Here is a 20,480-nt window from a genome sequence, read left to right as displayed (position 1 = left end):
ATCAGTGCGCTCCCAGCCCGCCCATGTGGCCACCGCCCAGTGAGGGCCCGCCGAAACCGCCCGGTCCGCCGATCCCACCGATCTGTCCGGGTGAGCCGATGCCGCCCGGTGTTCCCGGCGCACCGCTCTGGGGTCCATAGGGTCCGTAGGGTTCCCCGGGTGCCGGAGGTCCGCCCGGGCCGCCGGGCCCACCGAATCCGCCGGGACCATAGAGGCCGCCCGGTGTGCCGGGCTCAGGAGGCCCGATGTGTGTCGGTGTCGCAGGTGGGGCGGTGCTCTCCACGCATTGCTGCAAGACGGCGTTCCAGGTGGTGCCGATGGGGCACGGTTCGTCGGCGTGGCTGATCGCCGGCAACCCGAGTCCGATCGCCGGCATCAACTCGAGCCCAACGGCGATCGCCGCGACCGCGGCGCCGTGGCGGAGGTAGTTCCTCATCGTCAGACCTCTTTCTGTGGAGTGGGATAGCTCCATACTCGAGGCTGTGACCGCGCCACCCAAGGGTGGATTTGCCCTAAAACATGGACAAAGTGGTGCAAAAGTGTGCACGTTTACAGTCCGACGGCTCGCTCCAAGTCTTTGAGCGAAGCCTCCAAGTGTGCCAGCAGGCGCTGCAGGTGCGGCACCGCGCGGCGGCAGCCCACCAGGCCGAAGTCCAGGCGGTCGCCGCTGCCCACCAGGGTGATGTTGAGCGCCTGGCCGTTGGCCGCGATGGACATCGGGTAGCTGCCCTGCAGCCGGGCGCCGTTGGCGTACAACGGGTTCCGGGAACCGGGGACATTGGAGATGCACAGGTTGAACGGTGGCGGCGTGGCGGCGCTGCCGGTGACGCCACCCAGCACCACGGGCGAGAGCAACATCATTCCCAACGCGATGGCCTGCGCCCGGGGCAGTCCGGCCAGGACGGCCTTGTTGGTCCGCATGGACGAGCTGATCGTGGCCAGCCGCGCGGCGGGGTCGTCGAGGTGTGTGGCCAGGTTGGCCAGCACGGCCGTGACCGCGTTTCCCCCGGCGCTCTCGCCGGCGGTGCGCAGGCTGACCGGAACCATTGCCACCAAAGGCTTGTCGGGCAATGCATTCTGATCCGCGAGGTAGCCGCGCAGCGCGCCCGCGCACATCGCCAGGACGACGTCGTTCACGGTGACGCCGGCGGCGTTCTTGACGTCCTTGATGCGCTGCATCGGCCATGACTGTGCAGCGCAGCGCCGGGCACCGCCGATCGGCACGTTGAGCATGGTGCGCGGCGCCCGGAACGGCAACGTCAGCTGCTGTTCCAGCAGCGCCGAACGGGCCAGTCCCAGCGTGGAGACGCCAAGGCCGGGAATGGATTTGATCGCCCGGGTCAGCGTCTGCGCGCGCGACGGCGCGTCGGAGCGATCGTCCGGGTAAGGTGCCGTGGACCACGGCGCGCGGATCTCCTCGTCGAGGGGGTCGGTACTGAGCGACCCCTGCAGCAGGTTGATCGCGGATACTCCGTCGACGAGCGCGTGGTGAATCTTCGTGTAGACCGCGAAGCGGTCGTCGGCCAGCCCTTCGATCACGTGGGTTTCCCACAGCGGGCGGTGCCGGTCGAGCATGCCCGAGTGCAGCCGCGACGTCAGCTCCAGCAACTCGCGCACCCGGCCGGGTCGGGGCAGTGCCGAGTGCCGCACGTGGTAGTCGATGTCGACGTCGGTCGCGGTGGACCAGCCGAGATTCAACCCGGCCGGCCGCAGCGCCGCCGGGCGCCTGCTGAAGAGAGGCGCGACATCGTCACGGCTGCGCAGGGCCTGGTAGTACTCGCGGACGAATTCCGGTCCGGCACCCGAGGGCGTCTGGAACAGCTGCAGCCCGGCGACATGCATCGGGTGCCCGGGCGACTCGGCGAGCAGCATCATCGATTCGACGGGTGACATCAGGTCCATGGCAGTTCCTCGCGTGCGTAGTTGTCTCGGTGGTCCTCGAGCGGCAGTTCTGTCGATTGCTGCACAAGCTATGGGGCCGGGGGCGGTAAGCGCTCGTCCCCGGGCGCCAAGAGCCATCGCGGATTTTGTGAGCGGATCACAAAAGAGGCCGGACAATATCGCCGATCCGGATGGTTGCCGGGTCGCGACGGGGTAGGTTGAGCCGGCATGAAGCCCACCTGGGAACCGTTTCGTGAGCCGGGCGCCGAGCGGGTCTGGGAAACGCTGCTACGCCCTATCGCCAGCGAATTACGCACGTGCGCAACCGAACTCGCCGCACTTGCCGTCGCCCGGGTGCAGGCGGAGATGCCCGCACTGGTTCCGGCCCCGCAGGCGGTCGAAGAGAACGTGGTCAGCACCGCGGCGAGCCTGCGCCAGCTGGCCGACATCATCGACCTCGGCGGCGACCCCCACGACGCCGAATTGCCGGCGCCGACTCGGGCAGTGGCCCGCGGCGCCGTGCAGCGTCAGATCCCGCTGGCCAGCCTGATGCGCTTCTACCGGGTGACTCATGAGCTGGTGTGGCAGTGGATGTGGGACCGCATCACGGCGACCGGGGCGGACCAGGCGCACCAGGCCGCAGCGCTCCGACTGGCCACCAGCTGGATGTTCGGCTACGTCGATGCCGCCCTGAACCTTGCGGAGCAGGCCTACGAAGCCGAACGGGAAGCGTGGCTGCGCAACACCGCCGCCGCGCGTGCCGACGCCATCGAGGACATCCTGGCGCAACGCGAACGAGACCAGCAGCGAGCCTCGAAGCGGTTGCGCTATGACGTCAATCGTCACCACGTCGGGGCGGTGGCGTGGGTCGAGGCGGTGCAGGAGGACGCCGACGTACAGGCGGCCTTGAGTGAGGCGCTCGGCGTGATCGCGCGTGAGCTGGGCGGTGAGACAATCTTCGTCCACCCGGTCGGGCCGCTGTCGGCGTTCGGTTGGATCAGCCATCAAAGTGCTTTCGGCACATTCGATTTCGCTGCACATCCGATCAAGCTTCCGGCGGGCGTTCGGGTCGGTCTCGGCGAGCCGGGCCACGGCCTGAAAGGCTTCCGGTGCAGTCATTCCGAAGCCGCCAACGCACGGCGGGTCGCCTCGCTGCTGGGGGCCCGCGCCGATGTGGTGACGCGCTACCGGGACATCGCGGTCACCGCACTGGCCAGCTGCGACGCCGAACTCGCGGAGGCCTTCGTGCACCGGGTGCTGGGGCCACTGGCGGCCGACGACGAGGCAACCTTCCGGGTTGCCACGACGTTATCGGTTTACCTGCAAGAAAATCGGAGCCGCGTCCGGGCCGCCCGACGGCTCACTGTGCACCCGAACACCGTCAGCTACCGCGTCGATCAGGCGCAGGTGATCCTCGGCCGCAGCATCGACACCGACAGCCTCGACCTCGCAGTGGCACTTGCGCTGCTGCCCACGCTGCCGGGACTCAACCGGCAACTGTGACGTCAGTACAAAGGGAGCGGGCAACCTTGGCGTCGCGCGCCAAGTAATCCGCGCCGTCCGTCCCTACGGTTTGGGTCAGTTGGCCGACCGGCCGCCAACCCGGAGCAAGGAGACCCCGATGCAGACAATGCAAGAACTCGACGTCAACTACATGAGCGGCGCCGACAACCCCTGGATTCCGTTCACCCCACTCAGCGACGAGGTCTATCTGAAGTACTGGAAGGTCGATCCGGTCCGTGCCGAGATCGTCGTCTCGATGAAGTTTCCGGCCGGACTGGAGCTGGCCCCGCACTACCACACCGGCATCGTGGTCGGGCACACCGTCAAAGGAGCCTGGCGCTACAAGGAAAACAACTGGGTTTCCCGCGCGGGTGACACCGTCTACGAAGTCGCCGGCTCGCGGCACACCCCGGAGAGTGTGGAGGACACCGAGGTGTTCTTCTTCATCGTCGGCGAGCTGCTGTTCACCGACGAGAACAACACCATCCTGTGGCAGGAGAACCACAAGACCTCCATCGAGCGCTACACGAATTACTGTGCTGCCCAGGGCATTCCGGCACGCGATCTGACGTCCTGGGACGCCTAGCGGCACAGTCCCACCATGACGAGGCCCACGCCGGCGATGAGCGCCGCCCCGAGGGACAACAACATGGCGCTGACGGTGCGCTCTTTCCCGGCGGAGGCCCGGTGGTCGCCGGTCGCGATTGGTGCGAGTCTGCGACCGGCGCCCCAGGCTGCCGCGAGCAGTGTGGCAAGCCAATTCGCATAGGCGGCGTACACGATGAGCCCGGCCGCGGTGGCAGCCCACGCACCGGACAGGTGTAGGTGCGGCCACAGCAGGCCCACCAGCACCAGGAACATCCCGTTAAGCACGCCTTCAAGATGGCTCGACAGCGCCATGCGCGGGTTTTTCAGCGATGAGACAGCGAACCCGGTCAGCAGGCCGAGTAGGAACAGGGCCAGTCCCAGCGTGAAGAGCGCCGTCTGCATGTGCCGATCGCGGCTCAGCCGCCAGGAGGAGTCGTGACCGTCTTCGGCGCTGTCGACGTCGTGGTCGGGGTGCCGGTGACGGTCACTGTGCTGGTGCTCGTACTCGTGGTCGCCGGGGGCACGACAGCGGTCGTGGTGGTGACCGTGGTGACACTGGTGGTCGTCGCTGTGGACGAGGTGGTCGACGACGTGGTCGTCGTCGAGGACGCCGCCGCGATGACGCCGCACGCCAATCGCTTACCGGTTTCGTCGGCGGAAGGCTCGCCGAAGGTGCTCGGCTCCGAGGAGATGACCAGCGAGGTGCCGGAGCTGTTTCTGAGGTCCGCGGCGGTGAAGCCACTGGTCGTGGTGACCAGTTTCGCCGAGCCGTCGGGCCGGACCTGCAAGGCGGTCAGCCGGCCGCTGGCGGGATACCCCGTATGGCCGGACGCCTGGTACACGCCTCCCGCGGACTCGAAGGCGCTGGGCTCGCAACTGCCCACCGAGTGGACAGCAAGCCCGTGGAACCCGGGAGTCAGCACCGAATTGGGGCCGGCCTCCACCGTCACGGTCGCGTAACCGCTTGCGAAATCAAAAGTGGCCGTAGCGATCTGGCTACCATCAGCACCCTTCAGCTGAGTGCTCAGCTTCTCCGCGCCGCTCTGCCCGCCAGACGACGACGAGGTGCTGCCGCCCTGCTGCGTCGAGCAGGCGGCCAATGGTGCGATTGTCGTGGCCAGCGCCGCGACCGCGAGTGTTACGCCCTTTTTCATGAGGCGTGCCTACCCCGATTGTCCTATGCCAAACCTCTCCGGATGCGGCGTGCGGCACGGCATGTGTCAATGGGAGGTGCGCACCAGCGGATAGCCGAAAAAGGAGCATCCCTTGTCCGAAAAGACACCCGACGACATATTCAAACTCGCCAGGGACGAGAGCATCGAGTATGTCGATGTCCGCTTCTGCGACCTGCCAGGCACCATGCAGCACTTCACAATTCCCATCTACGCCTTCGACGAGAACGTGTTCGAGGAGGGCCTGGCCTTCGACGGATCCTCGATCCGCGGATTCCAGTCGATCCACGAGTCCGACATGCTGTTGCTTCCGGACCCGGAGACCGCGACCATCGACCCGTTCCGCAAGGCCCCCACGCTGAACGTGAATTTCCACGTGCACGACCCGTTCACCCTGGAGCCCTACTCCCGCGATCCGCGTAACGTCGCCCGCAAGGCCGAGAATTACCTGATCACCTCCGGCATCGCCGACACCGCTTACTTCGGGCCCGAGGCCGAGTTCTACATCTTCGATTCGGTGAGCTTCGATTCGCGCATCGACGGCGCGTTCTACAAGGTCGACGCGACCTCCGGATGGTGGAACACCGGGGCGGAGACGGAGCCGGACGGCAGCCCGAACCGCGGCTACAAGGTACGCCCCAAGGGCGGGTACTTCCCGGTCGCCCCGACCGACCACTACGTCGACTTGCGCGACGAAATGCTCACCCATCTGACCAACGCCGGCTTCGCCCTGGAGAAGGGGCACCATGAGGTGGGCAGCGGTGGCCAGGCCGAGATCAACTACCGGTTCAACACCCTGCTGCATGCGGCCGACGATCACCAGATGTACAAGTACATCGTCAAGCAAACCGCTTGGCAGGCAGGCAAATCCGTGACGTTCATGCCCAAGCCCCTGTTCGGCGACAACGGCTCGGGTATGCACTGCCACCAGTCGTTGTGGAAAGACGGCGTGCCGCTGATGTACGACGAGGACGGGTACGCCGGCCTCTCGGACACCGCCCGCCATTACATCGGCGGGTTGCTCTACCACGCGCCGTCACTGCTGGCGTTCACCAATCCGACCATCAACTCCTACAAGCGTCTGGTGCCGGGCTACGAGGCGCCGATCAATCTGGTCTACAGCCAGCGCAATCGCTCTGCGTGCGTACGCATCCCGATCACCGGCAATAACCCGAAAGCCAAGCGGCTGGAGTTCCGTTGTCCGGACGCCTCCGGCAACCCGTACCTGTCGTTCGCGGCGATGTTGATGGCCGGGCTGGACGGCATCAGGAACAAGATCGAACCGCCCCCGCCCATTGACAAGGACCTGTATGACCTACCGCCCGAAGAGGCCGCGGACATCGCGCAGGCGCCGACGCAGCTCTCTGCGGTGATCGACCGTCTGGAGGAGGACAGCGAATACCTCACCGAGGGAGGCGTCTTCACGCCTGACCTGATCCAGACCTGGATCAACTACAAGCGCGACTACGAGCTGGCGCCATTCAACCTGCGGCCCACGGCTTTTGAGTTCGCGCTCTACTACGATGTCTAAACCTCGACGTCCTGGGCCCACCGTGGCGGGCGGACGTCGGGTCGGCGGGCGGCGGCCAGCGTCGTCGTCCGCTCGCCGTTGATCGCGGTCAGCGGGGGTGGTTGGCCCTTGCGCAGCGTCGCGATCAGTTCCCGGTAGGGGCCGATGAGGTAGACGGTGTCGCCCGCCTTGAGCCGCGCGTCGCGGCGGGGGCGCAATCTGATCGGGCCCTCCGGGCGGATGATGGCGATGACCCGGGTCTGGGTGGACAGCTCGAGCATCAAGAGTCCGTCCAGTTCGCTGCCCGCCGCCACCAGCATCGCGCCCACCATGAAGGAGCGCTGGCCGACCCAGAAGGTGCCCAGCACCTGCAGGCCCATCGCCGCCCCGATGAACCAGGGAGCCGCCAGGTCGACGATCGACCGCACGTTCTCGAAGCCGAACCGCCGGTTGATCGCAGTGCCCAGGGCGCGCCCTTGCACCCGCATGACGATCGGAACCGTCGTGTCGGATCCCAGGATCTCGAGCAGCACGATCCCCGTTTCGATGTTCTCCATGTCGTCGCGGGTCACTACTGCCACACCGCGCGCATGATCGACTCGCGCCGCCTCCAGCGTCTGACGCATCGTCGAGTCACCGAAGATGACCGGTACGTCCAGTTCGGCCACCGTCTGCAGGAACGGGTTGTTCTCGTTCTGCTCGACCACCAGGACGTCGTAACCGGCAGCGGTCAGATCGGTGACCACCCGGACACCGATCGAACCGAGGCCGATGACGACGATGTGGCCGCGCATGTGCCGGGCCCGTAGCCGTCCGGTGGTGTTGACGAAGCGCCGCGACAGCAGCAGGTCCGCGAGAAACGCCGTGAGAACCGCGGTGATGATCACGCCGCCGAACATCAGTCCGACAGCGAACAAGCGCAGAAACGTGGATTGATACGCGAAGCTGAAATCGCCGTACCCGACCGTGGTGATCGTCTCGGAAGCGAAGTAGAGAGCGTCGAGCCAGGACAGGTCCGGGTTGTGATGGCCCAGGCGCACCACCACGGTCGAGCCGAGCGTCAGCAATGCCGTGAACACCAGCGAGGGGTACACCATCGGATTCAGGTCGTCGAGCATGGCACGGGTCGCATCGATGGCGCGGCGCATGCGGGAGTGGCGCGACCGCGTCGCCGTCGGTGGTGGCACGGTGATCCCGCGGGCCTCCAGTTCGTCCTTGACGCCGATCATGGAGGTCCAGTCGCCGGCGTAGACCTGTTGGTCGCGTCCCGGGCAGGGCACCACCTCGCCGGGGACGGGGGAGTTCCTGCCGTGCACGACGGCCACCGGCGCCAGGTCGGCGTGGATCTCGCGCAGCGTCCCGTCGTGCGGCGCCTCGGAACCCCAGACGACGAAATCGATTCCCGCAGCTTCGAATTGGTGTGCGTTGCGGGACAGCACCGCTTCGACGATGGAGGGCGTCGCCAGGTCGGCGAGATCCAGGATCGCGCCGGGTCCGTTGACGCCGGCCACCCCTCGGCGCAGCACCTCGTTGGCCAGGCGTGCCACCACCCGTACGTTAGGACTGAATTCCCGTGCCAGTAAGGCAATCTCGAGGTTCACCGCATCGTTGGGCCCGGCGCAGACGACGGCACGGGCGCGGTGTACCCCGGCGGCGCGCAGGTCGGCGGCGGTGTTGATCTTGATGATCCGCGCGCCGGCGCCCCGAAGCTCCTCGGCGATGGTCCTCGACAGCGGGTCGTCGCCGCTGACGATGATCTCGCGGTGGAATTGAAAGATTTCGGCCATGTCGCCGGTTCGTTGTCCTCGTGCGTTCGTTTCTGTGTGGTCCCTATGACTATCGGTCAAGGGGGCGAATAGTGCCACCGGAATGGGGTGCGAAGAGTAGTGAATTACTATGCCGCACAGGCATAGTCGGTGATGTGCAACGAGATCGACTCGTGCCGGTCATCCACCCGCAATGTTGGTGGCGACAATGCGCCGCGGTGCAACGGATCCGGCCGAACCGGGACTTAATCCCGGCCAGGTGTGGTTACACCACTACATGACCATTCGACTCGGATTGCAGATTCCCAACTTCTCCTACGGCACCCCGGTCGCCGACCTGTTCCCCGCCGTGAAGGCGCAGGCGCAGGAGGCCGAGAGTGCCGGATTCGACACCGTGCTGTTGATGGACCACTTCTACCAATTGCCCGGGCTGGGCGAACCGGATGAACCCATGCTGGAGGCCTACACGGCGCTGGGTGCCCTGGCGACCGCCACCGAGCGCGTGCAGCTGTCGACGTTGGTGACCGGCAACACCTACCGCAACCCGACGTTGCTGGCCAAGGAGGTCACGACGCTGGACGTGGTGAGTGCGGGACGTGCGATCCTCGGCATCGGGGCCGGCTGGTTCGAGCTGGAACACCGGCAGCTGGGCTTCGACTTCGACACCTTCACCGAGCGGTTCGAAAAGCTCGACGAGGCGCTGCAGATCATCGTGCCCATGTTCCACGGCGAGCGGCCCAGCTTCTCCGGCAAGTGGTATCGGACCGAGAACGCGATCAACGAGCCACGCTATCGAGACCATATTCCGGTCATGCTCGGCGGCAGCGGCGAAAAGAAGACGTTCCGGCTGGCCGCCCGGTACGCGGACCACCTCAATATCATTGCCGACATGGACGTCCTGCCGGCCAAGCTCGAGGTACTACGGCAGCGTTGTGCCGAAATCGACCGCGACCCGGCAACTTTGGAAACGAGCTGTCTGCTGACGGTGGTGGTCGACGGGTACGGCGCACCTCAGGACATCGGCGAAGCGCGCGGCGGACGGGCCGTCACCGGCACGATCGAGCAGGTGGCCGAGCAGATCAAGAGCCGGGTCCTCGACGCGGGCATCGACGGCGTGATCGTCAATCTGCCGACTCACGGTTACACCCCGGGCGTCGTCTCGGCGGTGGGTGAGGCGCTTCGGCCGCTCCTCGACGCGGGATGAGGGGGTTACGCTGCCCCGGAGTGAAGCGGCGGAGATCGGAGCACGGGTGATGCTGAATGTAGGCGACCTGATCGATGCGCGGACAGTGACGGCAATCGACGGTGACGCCGTCGCGATTCCCGCTGCCGGTGGCCTCGTGCATCTTCAGTTCCGGCGGTTTGCCGCGTGCCCTATCTGCAGCCTGCACCTGCGCGAGATCGCGTCCCGGCACGAAGAGATCGCCGACGCCGGGATCACCGAGGTGGTGGTCTTCCATTCGCACGCCGAGGCGCTTCGCCGCTATCAGGCCGACTTGCCGTTCGCAGTGATAGCCGATCCCGATCGCCGGTTGTACGGCGAGTTCGCAGTCGGATCCTCCCTGCGTTCGGTCCTTCATCCCCGAGCGATGCACGCCGCCGGTCGCGGTGTACGCCGGATGGGGTCCGTGCGATCGATGTTCGGAAGTTTGGCGCCGACGGAGAATCACCTGGGTAAGCCCGCCGACTTCCTGATCGGTCCGGACGCGACGGTACTCGCGCGCAAATACGGTGATCACGCCGACGATCAATGGTCGGTAGATGAACTGCTGAGATTGGCTGCCGGCTGAACCAGGCGCGACAGAACACAGGCCCGGGGTACGCCACCCGGGCCTGCGTCGTCTTGCCGTAATCAGGCCGAGCGGCGGATTCCGCGGTTGCGTCCGAGGGAGCCCTTGAGCAGCATGTCGCGCTCGGCTTCCGAAAGGCCACCCCATACCCCGTAGGGCTCGCCGACGTCTAGTGCGTGGGTACGGCATTCATCGATCACCGGGCAACGCCGGCACATCTCCTTGGCCCGCTGCTCGCGTTGCATCCGCGCGCGGCCACGCTCACCATCGGGATGAAAGAACATCGACGAGTCGACACCGCGGCACAACCCCTGCAACTGCCAGTTCCAGATGTCGGCGTTGGGTCCAGGTAGCTGTTCCGGCTGTGGCATTGCTGATTCCCTCTCTGCACGGCACACCTGAGTGGGCAGGCTCGCGAACGAGGCGAGTTGTGCAACTGAATGGCAGTGGCGTCACCGATGACTACACCGAACACGTTAGACGCTAGGTGGGCTATCGAAATGCCGTCAATAGGCCCACGGTGTGGTGAAATACGTGCCCGTTGTTTGAGAATTAACTCCGCGTTCATCTGTGACGCCTTTGCCGAAGGCTAGGTGTGCTAACCGGATCGGTTCGTCAGGGTAAAACGCCAGCTCAGGGCTATCATGTGAGCAAGCTGTAATAGCCACCAAAGCCATCTTGGGTAATATTCCGGTAACACGGAGCGCACAAACTTTTTACCGATGATTCGCAGATATCACGGTGATTGAAACCTTAGGTGCGCGTGCGTTACCGCCGCCCGGACATTCTTTGGACCGCAGCGGTGATGCAGGGAAAGGGCGCCCCGCCTCAGGCAGCCTGGCCGATGCCCAGTTGGCTGCCCAGTTGCTTAGCCAGCTCCACCAACTGTGCCGCCAGCGCCGGGTTGCTGGCCTGGAGCTGAGCGAACGCCCCGAATAGCTGCGCGGCCAGTGCCGGGTTGCTCTGCACCTGCGCCACCAGACTCATCACCAACTGTGGATTGCTGGACAGGAGCCCGAACGCGGTGGTCACCAGCGCCGGATTATTCGCCAGCAGCGGCACGATCTGGTTGAGCAGCGCGGGATTGGCCAACGACGCCTGCAGGAGGTTGTTCAGGACCTGCGGGTTGGCGGCGACCGTCGCGAGCTGCTGGGCCAGTGCGTCCTGGGCCGAGCCGGCGATCGCCGACAGCTGGCCGGTCGCGGTCGCCACCACGCCATTGGCCGACGTCGCGATCTGTTGGACGACGGGCGTGATCGCTGCGTTCGCCGCCGCCACGACGGGGGTCTCGGCGATCGCCTTGGCCACCGGCGCGACGGCCGCATTAGCGCTTGCCGCCACCGCGGCCGCGGCCGTTGTCACCGCCTTCGTCGCGGGCGCAAAGGCCGTACCGACGGCGTAGCCCACCTTCCCCAACTGGTCACCCACCGTCGAAATCGCACCTATGGCGCCCACGCCGATCAGGGCGGCGATCAGGCCGTACTCGACGGCCGTGGCCGCGGGCGCCGGCGGCAACGCAGCCACTCCGATCCCGGTTGCCGCCGCAACCTGCCCGGGCAGGGATTTCAGCGCGCTCTGCCACGGCACCAACTGCCGCGCCACCTCGACGGCACCGCCGTGGTAGCCCACCATCGCGGCCACGTCCCTGGCCCACATCTCTTCGTATTCGAACTCCTTGGCCGCGATCGCCGGCGCATTGATGCCGAAGATGTTGTGGATCGCCAGCGACACCACGTTGTTCCGGTTGACCGCGATTTCGACCGGATGCACGACGGCAGCACGGGCCGCTTCGTAAATGCTCGCCACAGCTTTGGCGCCCGTCGCCGCCCCTCCGGCATGGCTGGCGGCACCGCCGAGCCATTCGGCGTACGTCTTGGCTACGGCGGCCATCGCCAATGCCGCGGGTCCCTGCCAGGCGGAGGCCGTCAGGTCCGAGAGCAGCGAGGTGAACGACTTGGCCGCCGACCCCAATTCGTCGGCCAGCCCGTCCCAGGCGGCCGCGGTGGCCAACATGGGTGCTGGACCTGCGCCGGCGTACATCTGGGCTGAAGTGACCTCCGGTGACGACACCAGGAAACTCATCGCAGTGTTCCTTCCTGGCCGGTACGTCCGGCCTGACCGCCATCGCGATGGCGGCTCCGAGGTGATCTACCCTGACCCCCGTCTGAACTTTGCTGCCGCCTCCCCGGCGCCGTGTGCGCGGCGGTGCTCCGCCGCCCACCGACCGATGCCGCCATTCCCTCTCCGGCCGCCACCATTACGCACCACATCCTTTGGCTGAAGCGCTCGGCGATCACCGCTGATCCGGGAATCGTGACAAGAGAAAAGATAATGGGGATCCGCTTAACGCGGGAGTCCATTTCGCGAAGTTTTCAGCGCACAATTCCGATTGTGTGTCGAACGCGTCCCAGTGTCAGTTTCGGTATGTTCGGCCGGGCGGTTACATACCAACCGTCGGCAATTGTCCGGCTGCGAGCGTCATCCGCAATTTGCGGTCAGAAGCTCTTACCGGTGGGCAGATCAAGCCTGCAACGCCGGCGCGGCGGCCTCCGGTGCGGTAGCGACCGGCGCCAAGGTGGTGGCTTGGGTGATCAGCGTCGGGTCGATGGAGATCGGGGTCAGGGAGATGGCACCACCCGCTTGTTCGATGGCTTGGGTGAGCAGGCCCGGGTTGGCTGCGACGGCGGACAGTTGGCCGGCGGCTTGGGTGAGTAGGCCGGGGTTGGCTGCGACGGCGGACAGTTGGCCGGCGGCTTGGGTGAGTAGGCCGGGGTTGGCTGCGACGGCGGACAGTTGGCCGGCCGCCTGGGTGAGCATGATCGGGCTGACGACGGAGGCGATCAGACCCGGGTTTGCCGCGATCGCCGACATCTGGGCTGCTGCCTCGGTGAGCAGGACCGGGTTGGCCGCGACGGCGGACAGCTGGGCGGCGGCCTGGGTGAGCAGGACCGGGTTGGCTGCGACGGCCGATAGTTGGGCGGCGGTCTGGGTAAGCAGCGTCGGGTCAGCGAGCGGCGCCAGCACAGCGGGGTTCGCCACGATTGTCGACAGGCGTGCTGCCGCCTGAGTGACCAGCGCGGGGTCGGCGACAACGGCGGCGATCGCTGTCGGTGCGGCCGCGACGGCCGACAGCTGCGCTGCCGCCTGGGTGAGTATCGCCGGACTGAATGCCACGGCCGACATGTCCGATGCGGCCCGGGTGAGCAGGGCGGGGTTCGCCGCCACGGCGGAAAGCTGCGCCGCCGCCTGGGTGATCAACACCGGGCCGCTCAGCTCTGAGGCAACTCTGGTCAGCTGCCCCATCGTCGCGGTGAATAGCGTATCGACCGAGCTCAGCACCCGGATACCCGAGCCGAGCCTGGTTGCGATGAGTCCGGCGATCAGTCCGTACTCGACCGCCGTGGCGGCCGGGGCCGGTGGCAATGCGGTACCGCCGACGCCTCCGGTTGCCGGCGCGATCTGACGGCAGACGCCGCTCAGCGCGTTCTGCCATGGCACCAGCTGTTGGGCGATCGCGCTCGCGCCGCCGTGGTAGCCCACCATCGCGGCGATATTCGTGGCCCACATTTCTTCGTATTCACCGTCAGTGGCCGCGATTGCCGGGGCATTGAGGCCAAAGATGTTGGTCAGCGCCAGCGACACCAGACGGTTGCGGTTGATCGCGATCGCGATCGGGTTCACCACGGCGGCCCGGGCGACTTCGTAGACGCTGGCTACCGATTGGGCTCCGGCCGCCGCTCCGCCGGCGTGGGAGGCTGCCGCGTCGAGCCAGTCCCCGTACTGCGCGGCGACACCGGCCATGGTTCTCGCTGCCGGGCTTTGCCACCCCGAGGTCAGCAGGTCGGAAATCAGTGAAGCGAACGAAGTGGCGGCGGTGTCCAGCTCATCGGCCAATGCCGCCCATGCCGCAGAGGCGGCCAGCATCGGGCCCGCGCCCGGCCCGCTGAACATCTGCTCTGACGTGACCTCTGGCAGGGACGTGAAGAAGCTCATCGCGAAGGGTCCTTCCTGCCTGTTCCGTCTCACGTGCGGGGGTGCCGACCCGATCACGCCGAAATCATGGCAGTAAGAAACATAATGGCGGTGGCAACAAATGTCAGCCCCCTTTCTTAATGAATTTGACCGTAAATCGGAATGCCATTCGAATATTCGAATTCGGATCGCGTGGTGATCCGGTGACGGGGGCCGAGTGGCGGTGTCATCGCCCTCGTTCGTGGGCGGAGCGGAGCCGTTCACCCACAATTTGTATTCAACTTTCGGGACGCGGCGGGCGATTCTGCCCACCGCATGCAGTAATCTTTCGGCGGGATTTGTCGAAGCGTCGACAGGCGGGGGCGAAATCATCACTGCACGCGAGGCGTCGGGCGTTGCTGAGCTCGACAAGGCATTTGAGGATGCCGCGTTCGGGGGCGGTCCGGGTGAGTGGCCACTTCCGACCGCGCGCACACCGCGGCAGCTGTGGCTGCGAGCCGTGGCCGCCGGGGGTCAGGGTCGCTACGGCAGTGCCTACGCCGACCTGGCCACGCTGCGACAGCGCGTCACTGCCGGCCCGCTCGCGTCACTGGCACACAGCACCCAGGGATCGTTTCTGCGCCAGCTGGGCTGGCACACCCTGGCGCGCGGCTGGGACGGGCGGGCCTTCGCGCTGGCGGGCGATGATCCCGAGGCGCGGGCCGACGCCCTCGTCGGTCTGGCCGCAGACGCGCTGGGCGTGGGCCGGTTTGCCGCGGCGGCGACGTTGCTGACGCGGGCGGACGCCGCGCTGGACGGAGCTGTGCTGGCGCCGCAGACGGCCGACCGGCTCGCGGTGCGCAGAGGCTGGGTGGGTGCGGAGCTGGCCATGGCCTCCGGTGACGGCTCGACCGCCGTGCGCCGCGCGGAAGAAGCGGTCCAGAAGGCACAGTCCATGACCGGCGGGTCCGCGCGGCACCGCGTCAAAAGCGACGTGGTGCTGGCTGCCGCGCTGTGCAGCGCCGGGGCGCTCGATCGGGCCCGGTCGGTGGCGGAACAGGCACTTCAGGCCGCTGAACCGCTGGGCCTGAACCCGCTTCGGTGGGCGCTGGCTTGCTTGCTGATCGATACCGGAAGCGTCACGGTTGAGCCACAGGGGCTGCCCGAACTCGTCGAAATTCGGGATATTTGCGCAGGTGAAGTACAACGCGCCGGCGGGACCTGGCGTACTGCTTGACCTTCTGTCCGCCCGTTATTGTCGCTCAGCGAGTTAGCCCGGGATGAGTCCCGTCTGTGACTTTGGAGAAACCACCGTCGATGACAATGCAGGGAGAACGTCTCGACGCAGTGGTTGTGGAGGCCGCTGCGGGGGACCGGAACGCGCTTCGGGAGGTGCTGGAGACCATCCGTCCGATCGTCGTCCGATACTGCCGAGCCCGCGTCGGCACCGTCGAACGTGGCGGACTGTCTGCAGATGACGTGGCTCAGGAGGTGTGCTTGGCGACCATCACGGCGTTGCCGCGCTACCGGGACCGAGGGCGGCCCTTCCTGGCTTTCCTGTACGGCATCGCGGCGCACAAAGTCGCCGACGCCCACCGGGCCGCCGGCCGCGACCTGGCTTACCCCGCCGAAGAGGTGCCCGAGCGCCGGTCTTCTGATGCCGGTCCGGAGCAGCGGGCCATCGAAGCCGACTCGGTGACCCGGATGAACGAATTGCTGGAAATTCTGCCGGCCAAGCAACGAGAGATCCTGATCCTGCGCGTGGTGGTGGGTCTGAGCGCGGAGGAGACCGCTGCCGCCGTCGGCAGCACGACGGGTGCCGTTCGGGTGGCGCAACACCGCGCCCTTCAACGGTTGAGAGACGAGATCGTCGCGGCAGGTGAATATGCGTAGTTCTGATTTCGGCAATGATCGTCCGGCGCTGGACGAGGTGGCCCACACCGATCTGCTCCTCGACGCGCTCGCGGCACGCACCGAGGGCGCATTCGGCGGTTCCGACGACTTGAACGACCAGGCACTGACGGCACTGCTGGGTGAATGGCGCGACGACCTTCGCTGGCCGCCGGCGAGTGCGCTGGTCTCCCAGGACGAGGCCGAGGACGCATTGCGCGACGGGATGATGGACCGTAGCCATGGCCGGCGCGGCCTCGCCGCCGTCGGCTCCGTGGCCGCGACCCTGCTGATCCTCAGCGGATTCGGTGCGGTCGTCGGCGACGCCCGGCCCGGCGACCTGTTGTACGGCCTGCACGCCATGATGTTCAACGAGCCGCGGGTCAGTGACGATCAGATCGTGCTGTCCGCCAAGGCCGACCTGGCCAAGGTGGAGCAGATGATCGCCCAGGGTCAGTGGGCCCAGGCGCAGACCCAACTGGCCGAAGTCAGCAGCACGCTGCAGGCCGTCAACGACGGTGGCCGCCGGCAGGGCCTGCTCGAAGAGGTGAATCAGCTCAACACCAAGGTGGAAAAGCGCGACCCCAACGCGACGGCCCGCCCCGCCTCGCCGCCCTCCACCAAGTTGGCGGTTCCCGATGCCCCGGCGAATTCGTGGACGCCACAGCCGCTGGCGCCTGCCACCGAGGCGTCACCCCCGGTGGCGGTCGAGGGATCGACGTCGCCGGAGCCGACGGAACCGGTCGACTCGACCACTCCGACACTGACCCCCACCACCACGCCGCTGCCGGCCACCACGACGGCGCCCAGCCCGTCAACGACACCCACCACCACGAAGCCCAACGCGTCGACCACCACGCCGTCGACATCGCCGTCACCTGCGACGAGGGACGGCACGGCGACGCCGACCACCACAAGTAAGCCCAAGCCGGGTACATCGGTCACGCCGAACTCGCCGGCGGCGGGAGCGGCTTCACCGGCTCCGTCGACGCCGTCGGGGCAACTGTGGGACAGGACTTCCGGGCCGGCTACCCCGAGAACACCGTTCCCGGGCGGCACTGCGCCTTAAATCAGGCCTTCAATCAGGGAGCGCGCGCCTCAGAGGTGGCGGCGAAAACCGTCGGCGTCCGACGTCGCTTCATTGAGCGAGGCGTCGGCGTACCCGCGGCAATAGTCCCACGTGACGTAGGCGTCCGGCTCGGGGTCGTAGGCCGGCTCGTGCGGACGCACCGTGCCGTCGATGAGGAGTTGCAGCAGGTTCGCCCGCAGCATGTCCCAGTCGTGGTAGTGGTCCTGCTGACACTCGTCACAGCAGACCACCAGGCCGCGGATCCCGCGGTGCGCCAACAGTGCCTCGTATACCGCCAAGTCCGCTAGATCCGCTTCGACGGCCATCCGTTCCTGCTGGTCGAGCGGCTGACCCGGCTCGACGGCCTCCAGGGCCGCCGACGGGTCACAGGGGTCGTCGGCGAAGGGATCGGGAGGCAAACCCGGCGGGAGGTGGTCACGCACCCCCATAGCCTACGCAGGCCGGTAGTGATAACGCCAGAAATTGCCGGGGCGCGCCCCAGGCCCCCGGGCACGGCACCGTGGCGCGTCGGCGCCGCTACCCAGATGACACAGCGAAGTCGCGAGTCGGGCTGTCCCCGGAAGCCGATAGGATGATCTTTCTTACCCCAGCCTGCATTTGGAGGGCCCCGCCGATGTCCCGTGGCATGTCCGGCCTCGAAGACAGCTCCGACCTGGTCGGCAGCCCGTACGTGCGCGTGGGCGGCCTGTCCGGAGACGCGGTGCCCACCGGAGGCGACGACCCGCACAAGATCGCTATGCTGGGCCTGACGTTCGACGATGTCCTGCTGCTGCCCGCGGCCTCTGATGTGGTGCCGGCCACCGCGGACACCTCCAGCCAGCTCACCAAGCGGATCCGTCTCAAGGTGCCGCTGGTCAGCTCGGCGATGGACACTGTCACCGAATCCCGGATGGCGATCGCGATGGCGCGCGCCGGCGGTATGGGCGTGCTGCACCGCAACCTTCCCGTCGCCGAACAGGCGGGCCAGGTGGAGATGGTGAAGCGCTCCGAGGCCGGCATGGTCACCGATCCGGTCACCTGCCGCCCGGACAACACGCTGGCCCAGGTCGACGCGCTGTGCGCGCGGTTCCGCATCTCCGGTCTGCCCGTGGTCGACGACGACGGCGCGTTGGTCGGCATCATCACCAACCGCGACATGCGCTTCGAGGTCGACCAGAACCGGCAGGTCGCCGAGGTGATGACCAAGTCGCCGCTGATCACCGCTCAGGAGGGGGTCAGCGCCTCGGCGGCACTGGGCCTGCTGCGCCGCAACAAGATCGAGAAGCTGCCGATCGTGGACGGCCACGGCCGGCTGACCGGGCTGATCACCGTCAAAGATTTCGTCAAGACCGAGCAGCACCCGCTGGCCACCAAGGACAGCGACGGTCGGCTGCTCGTCGGAGCGGCCGTCGGCGTCGGCGGCGACGCCTGGGTGCGCGCGATGATGCTGGTCGACGCCGGGGTGGATGTGCTGGTGGTCGATACCGCGCACGCGCACAACCGGCTGGTGCTGGACATGGTGAACAAGCTCAAGCTCGAGGTGGGCGACCGGGTCGACGTGGTCGGCGGCAACGTCGCGACCCGCTCGGCGGCCGCGGCGCTGGTCGACGCCGGCGCCGACGCCGTGAAGGTGGGCGTCGGGCCCGGTTCGATCTGCACCACCAGGGTGGTCGCCGGTGTCGGCGCACCGCAGATCACGGCGATTCTGGAGGCGGTCGCGGTATGCCGCCCCGCGGGTGTGCCGGTGATCGCCGACGGCGGGCTGCAGTACTCCGGCGATATCGCCAAGGCGCTGGCCGCGGGCGCGTCGGCGGCCATGCTCGGCTCGCTGCTCGCCGGCACCGCCGAGGCGCCCGGCGAGCTGATCTTCGTCAACGGCAAGCAGTACAAGAGCTACCGCGGCATGGGCTCGCTGGGTGCGATGCAAGGCCGGGGTGGAGCGAAGTCCTATTCCAAAGACCGCTATTTCGCCGACGACGCGCTGTCCGAAGACAAGCTGGTGCCCGAGGGCATCGAAGGGCGGGTGCCGTTCCGCGGCCCGCTCGGTTCGGTGATCCACCAGTTGACCGGCGGGTTGCGTGCGGCAATGGGATACACCGGCTCGCCCACGATCGAGGTGCTGCAGCAGGCGCAATTCGTCCGGATCACGCCCGCCGGACTCAAGGAGAGCCACCCGCACGACGTCGCGATGACCGTCGAAGCGCCGAACTACTACGCCCGCTGACGGTGACCATGGTTGAGATCGGCATGGGCCGTAGCGCCCGTCGTACCTATGAACTCAGTGAGATCAACATCGTGCCGTCTCGGCGCACCCGCTCGTCACAGGATGTGTCGACGGCGTGGCAGCTCGACGCCTACCGGTTCGAGATCCCGCTGCTGGCGCACCCGACCGATGCCCTGGTGTCCCCGGAGTTCGCCATCGAGTTCGGCCGGCTCGGCGGGCTGGCGGTGCTCAACGGCGAAGGGCTGATCGGGCGGCACTCTGATGTGCAGGCAAAGATTGCCCAGCTCATCGAGGCCGCAACCAAAGAACCCGAGCCGTCGGCGGCGATCCGGTTGCTGCAGGAGTTGCACGCGGCCCCGCTGAACCCTGAGTTGCTCGGTGCGGCGGTGGCCCGCATCCGGGAAGCCGGCGTCACCACCGCGGTGCGGCTCAGCCCGCAGAACGCGCAGGCGCTGACCCCGGTGCTGCTGCAGGCCGGCGTGGATCTGCTGGTCATCCAGGGAACGATCGTCTCGGCCGAACGCGTCGCCAGCGATGGCGAGCCGCTGAACCTCAAGACCTTCATCTCGGAGCTGGACATCCCGGTCGTCGCGGGCGGCGTGCAGGACCACCGCACCGCGCTGCACCTGATGCGCACCGGCGCGGCCGGGGTGATCGTCGGCTACGGCTCCACCCGCGGGGTGACCACCACCGACGAGGTGCTGGGCATCAGCGTGGCGATGGCCACCGCGATCGCCGACGCCGCCGCCGCCCGGCGCGAATACCTCGACGAGACCGGCGGCCGCTACGTGCACGTGCTGGCCGACGGCGACATCCACACCTCCGGCGAGCTGGCCAAGGCCATCGCGTGTGGCGCCGACGCGGTGATGCTCGGCACGCCGCTGGCCGAGTCGGCCGAGGCGCTGGGCGAAGGCTGGTTCTGGCCGTCGGCCGCCGCGCACCCGTCGTTGCCACGCGGTGCTCTGTTGCAGATCGCGGTCGGCGAGCGCCCGCCGCTGCAGCGCGTTCTCAACGGGCCCTCCGACGATCCGTTCGGCACCTTGAACCTGGTTGGCGGTCTGCGCCGGTCGATGGCCAAGGCGGGCTATTGCGACCTCAAGGAGTTCCAGAAGGTCGGCCTGACGGTCGCCAGCTGA

18 protein-coding genes and 1 pseudogene are annotated in these 20,480 nt (G+C 67.2%); 10 read left to right on the top strand and 9 right to left on the bottom strand.

Going from position 1 to position 20,480, the window contains the following annotated elements; translation table 11 throughout:
- Position 1: 1 nt before the first annotated feature.
- Together QXK92_RS13760 and QXK92_RS13755 are read right to left on the bottom strand one after the other, a co-directional pair.
- The gene (locus QXK92_RS13760) at positions 2–436 is read right to left on the bottom strand and encodes a hypothetical protein (protein ID WP_306242154.1); all 435 of its coding nucleotides are present in this window, start codon (positions 434–436) and stop codon (positions 2–4) included.
- A gap of 113 nt (positions 437–549) precedes the next feature.
- Positions 550–1,902 (bottom strand): wax ester/triacylglycerol synthase family O-acyltransferase, encoded by a 1,353-nt coding sequence (locus QXK92_RS13755; RefSeq protein ID WP_306242153.1) that lies wholly within the window; start codon positions 1,900–1,902, stop codon positions 550–552.
- Positions 1,903–2,109: 207 nt separating this feature from the next.
- On the opposite strand from QXK92_RS13755, the gene QXK92_RS13750 reads away from it, so the two are divergent.
- Together QXK92_RS13750 and QXK92_RS13745 are read left to right on the top strand one after the other, a co-directional pair.
- On the top strand, positions 2,110–3,384 hold the full coding sequence (locus QXK92_RS13750) for a CdaR family transcriptional regulator (RefSeq protein ID WP_306242152.1): 1,275 nt from the start codon (positions 2,110–2,112) through the stop codon (positions 3,382–3,384).
- A gap of 118 nt (positions 3,385–3,502) precedes the next feature.
- Complete coding sequence (locus tag QXK92_RS13745) at positions 3,503–3,970, top strand: 2,4'-dihydroxyacetophenone dioxygenase family protein (protein WP_306242151.1); 468 nt, start codon at positions 3,503–3,505, stop codon at positions 3,968–3,970.
- On the opposite strand, the gene QXK92_RS13740 is transcribed toward QXK92_RS13745, so the two are convergent.
- Entirely contained in the window at positions 3,967–4,374 is a 408-nt protein-coding gene (locus tag QXK92_RS13740; RefSeq protein WP_306242150.1) for a hydrogenase, read from the bottom strand. The genes QXK92_RS13745 and QXK92_RS13740 overlap by 4 nt on opposite strands.
- A gap of 14 nt (positions 4,375–4,388) precedes the next feature.
- Positions 4,389–5,126 carry a superoxide dismutase family protein gene (locus QXK92_RS13735; protein ID WP_306242149.1) on the bottom strand — a complete coding sequence of 246 codons (738 nt, stop codon included), beginning with the start codon at positions 5,124–5,126 and terminating at the stop codon, positions 4,389–4,391.
- 112 nt (positions 5,127–5,238) lie between these two features.
- On the opposite strand from QXK92_RS13735, the gene glnA reads away from it, so the two are divergent.
- Entirely contained in the window at positions 5,239–6,675 is a 1,437-nt protein-coding gene (gene glnA, locus QXK92_RS13730; protein WP_306242148.1) for a type I glutamate--ammonia ligase, read from the top strand.
- Here glnA and QXK92_RS13725 read toward each other — a convergent pair.
- Positions 6,672–8,441, bottom strand: a complete 1,770-nt coding sequence (locus QXK92_RS13725) for an NAD-binding protein (protein WP_306242147.1) — start codon at positions 8,439–8,441, stop codon at positions 6,672–6,674. The genes glnA and QXK92_RS13725 overlap by 4 nt on opposite strands.
- Positions 8,442–8,697: 256 nt before the next feature.
- On the opposite strand from QXK92_RS13725, the gene QXK92_RS13720 reads away from it, so the two are divergent.
- Both QXK92_RS13720 and QXK92_RS13715 read left to right on the top strand, forming a co-directional pair.
- Positions 8,698–9,624, top strand: coding sequence for an LLM class F420-dependent oxidoreductase (locus QXK92_RS13720; RefSeq protein WP_306244416.1), 927 nt, complete (start codon positions 8,698–8,700; stop codon positions 9,622–9,624).
- Positions 9,625–9,673: 49 nt separating this feature from the next.
- A complete protein-coding gene (locus QXK92_RS13715; protein WP_306244414.1) occupies positions 9,674–10,210 on the top strand; it encodes a peroxiredoxin-like family protein in 537 nt (178 codons plus the stop codon).
- A 62-nt stretch (positions 10,211–10,272) separates the two neighbouring features.
- On the opposite strand, the gene QXK92_RS13710 is transcribed toward QXK92_RS13715, so the two are convergent.
- From QXK92_RS13710 to QXK92_RS13700, 3 genes are all read right to left on the bottom strand, one after another.
- Positions 10,273–10,581, bottom strand: a complete 309-nt coding sequence (locus tag QXK92_RS13710; RefSeq protein ID WP_306242146.1) for a WhiB family transcriptional regulator — start codon at positions 10,579–10,581, stop codon at positions 10,273–10,275.
- Positions 10,582–11,038: 457 nt separating this feature from the next.
- Positions 11,039–12,292, bottom strand: a complete 1,254-nt coding sequence (locus QXK92_RS13705) for a PPE family protein (protein WP_306242145.1) — start codon at positions 12,290–12,292, stop codon at positions 11,039–11,041.
- Positions 12,293–12,730: 438 nt separating this feature from the next.
- Positions 12,731–14,203, bottom strand: a complete 1,473-nt coding sequence (locus QXK92_RS13700) for a PPE family protein (protein WP_306242144.1) — start codon at positions 14,201–14,203, stop codon at positions 12,731–12,733.
- Positions 14,204–14,552: 349 nt separating this feature from the next.
- Between QXK92_RS13700 and QXK92_RS13695 the strand changes: the two genes are divergently transcribed.
- From QXK92_RS13695 to QXK92_RS13685, 3 genes and pseudogenes are all read left to right on the top strand, one after another.
- Positions 14,553–15,398 (top strand): hypothetical protein, encoded by an 846-nt coding sequence (locus QXK92_RS13695; protein WP_306244412.1) that lies wholly within the window; start codon positions 14,553–14,555, stop codon positions 15,396–15,398.
- 80 nt (positions 15,399–15,478) lie between these two features.
- Positions 15,479–16,054 carry an ECF RNA polymerase sigma factor SigD gene (gene sigD / locus QXK92_RS13690; RefSeq protein ID WP_055579203.1) on the top strand — a complete coding sequence of 192 codons (576 nt, stop codon included), beginning with the start codon at positions 15,479–15,481 and terminating at the stop codon, positions 16,052–16,054.
- Positions 16,047–16,937 (top strand): annotated as a pseudogene (locus QXK92_RS13685) (anti-sigma-D factor RsdA); the annotation flags it as partial. The gene sigD and the pseudogene QXK92_RS13685, both read left to right, overlap by 8 nt.
- Before the next feature lie 212 nt (positions 16,938–17,149).
- Here QXK92_RS13685 and QXK92_RS13680 read toward each other — a convergent pair.
- The gene (locus QXK92_RS13680) at positions 17,150–17,563 is read right to left on the bottom strand and encodes a DUF5319 domain-containing protein (RefSeq protein WP_065135424.1); all 414 of its coding nucleotides are present in this window, start codon (positions 17,561–17,563) and stop codon (positions 17,150–17,152) included.
- A 191-nt stretch (positions 17,564–17,754) separates the two neighbouring features.
- Here QXK92_RS13680 and guaB point away from each other — a divergent pair, with 191 nt between their 5' ends.
- Both guaB and QXK92_RS13670 read left to right on the top strand, forming a co-directional pair.
- Positions 17,755–19,344 carry an IMP dehydrogenase gene (gene guaB / locus QXK92_RS13675; protein ID WP_306242142.1) on the top strand — a complete coding sequence of 530 codons (1,590 nt, stop codon included), beginning with the start codon at positions 17,755–17,757 and terminating at the stop codon, positions 19,342–19,344.
- Between the two features lie 8 nt (positions 19,345–19,352).
- A complete protein-coding gene (locus QXK92_RS13670; protein WP_306244410.1) occupies positions 19,353–20,480 on the top strand; it encodes a GuaB3 family IMP dehydrogenase-related protein in 1,128 nt (375 codons plus the stop codon).

Source organism: Mycobacterium sp. TY815 (genome assembly GCF_030755135.1).
Lineage (GTDB): Bacteria > Actinomycetota > Actinomycetes > Mycobacteriales > Mycobacteriaceae > Mycobacterium.
This window is presented reverse-complemented; position numbering and strand designations above follow the sequence as displayed.

What these genes read in the sequence shown, in the direction of transcription:
- QXK92_RS13760 (WP_306242154.1), bottom strand. Translation starts at nt 436, where the DNA reads ATGAGGAACTACCTCCGCCACGGCGCCGCGGTCGCGGCGATCGCCGTT.
- QXK92_RS13755 (WP_306242153.1), bottom strand. Translation starts at nt 1,902, where the DNA reads ATGGACCTGATGTCACCCGTCGAATCGATGATGCTGCTCGCCGAGTCG.
- QXK92_RS13750 (WP_306242152.1), top strand. Translation starts at nt 2,110, where the DNA reads ATGAAGCCCACCTGGGAACCGTTTCGTGAGCCGGGCGCCGAGCGGGTC.
- QXK92_RS13745 (WP_306242151.1), top strand. Translation starts at nt 3,503, where the DNA reads ATGCAGACAATGCAAGAACTCGACGTCAACTACATGAGCGGCGCCGAC.
- QXK92_RS13740 (WP_306242150.1), bottom strand. Translation starts at nt 4,374, where the DNA reads ATGCAGACGGCGCTCTTCACGCTGGGACTGGCCCTGTTCCTACTCGGC.
- QXK92_RS13735 (WP_306242149.1), bottom strand. Translation starts at nt 5,126, where the DNA reads ATGAAAAAGGGCGTAACACTCGCGGTCGCGGCGCTGGCCACGACAATC.
- QXK92_RS13725 (WP_306242147.1), bottom strand. Translation starts at nt 8,441, where the DNA reads ATGGCCGAAATCTTTCAATTCCACCGCGAGATCATCGTCAGCGGCGAC.
- QXK92_RS13720 (WP_306244416.1), top strand. Translation starts at nt 8,698, where the DNA reads ATGACCATTCGACTCGGATTGCAGATTCCCAACTTCTCCTACGGCACC.
- QXK92_RS13715 (WP_306244414.1), top strand. Translation starts at nt 9,674, where the DNA reads ATGCTGAATGTAGGCGACCTGATCGATGCGCGGACAGTGACGGCAATC.
- QXK92_RS13710 (WP_306242146.1), bottom strand. Translation starts at nt 10,581, where the DNA reads ATGCCACAGCCGGAACAGCTACCTGGACCCAACGCCGACATCTGGAAC.
- QXK92_RS13705 (WP_306242145.1), bottom strand. Translation starts at nt 12,292, where the DNA reads ATGAGTTTCCTGGTGTCGTCACCGGAGGTCACTTCAGCCCAGATGTAC.
- QXK92_RS13700 (WP_306242144.1), bottom strand. Translation starts at nt 14,203, where the DNA reads ATGAGCTTCTTCACGTCCCTGCCAGAGGTCACGTCAGAGCAGATGTTC.
- sigD (WP_055579203.1), top strand. Translation starts at nt 15,479, where the DNA reads ATGACAATGCAGGGAGAACGTCTCGACGCAGTGGTTGTGGAGGCCGCT.
- guaB (WP_306242142.1), top strand. Translation starts at nt 17,755, where the DNA reads ATGTCCCGTGGCATGTCCGGCCTCGAAGACAGCTCCGACCTGGTCGGC.
- QXK92_RS13670 (WP_306244410.1), top strand. Translation starts at nt 19,353, where the DNA reads ATGGTTGAGATCGGCATGGGCCGTAGCGCCCGTCGTACCTATGAACTC.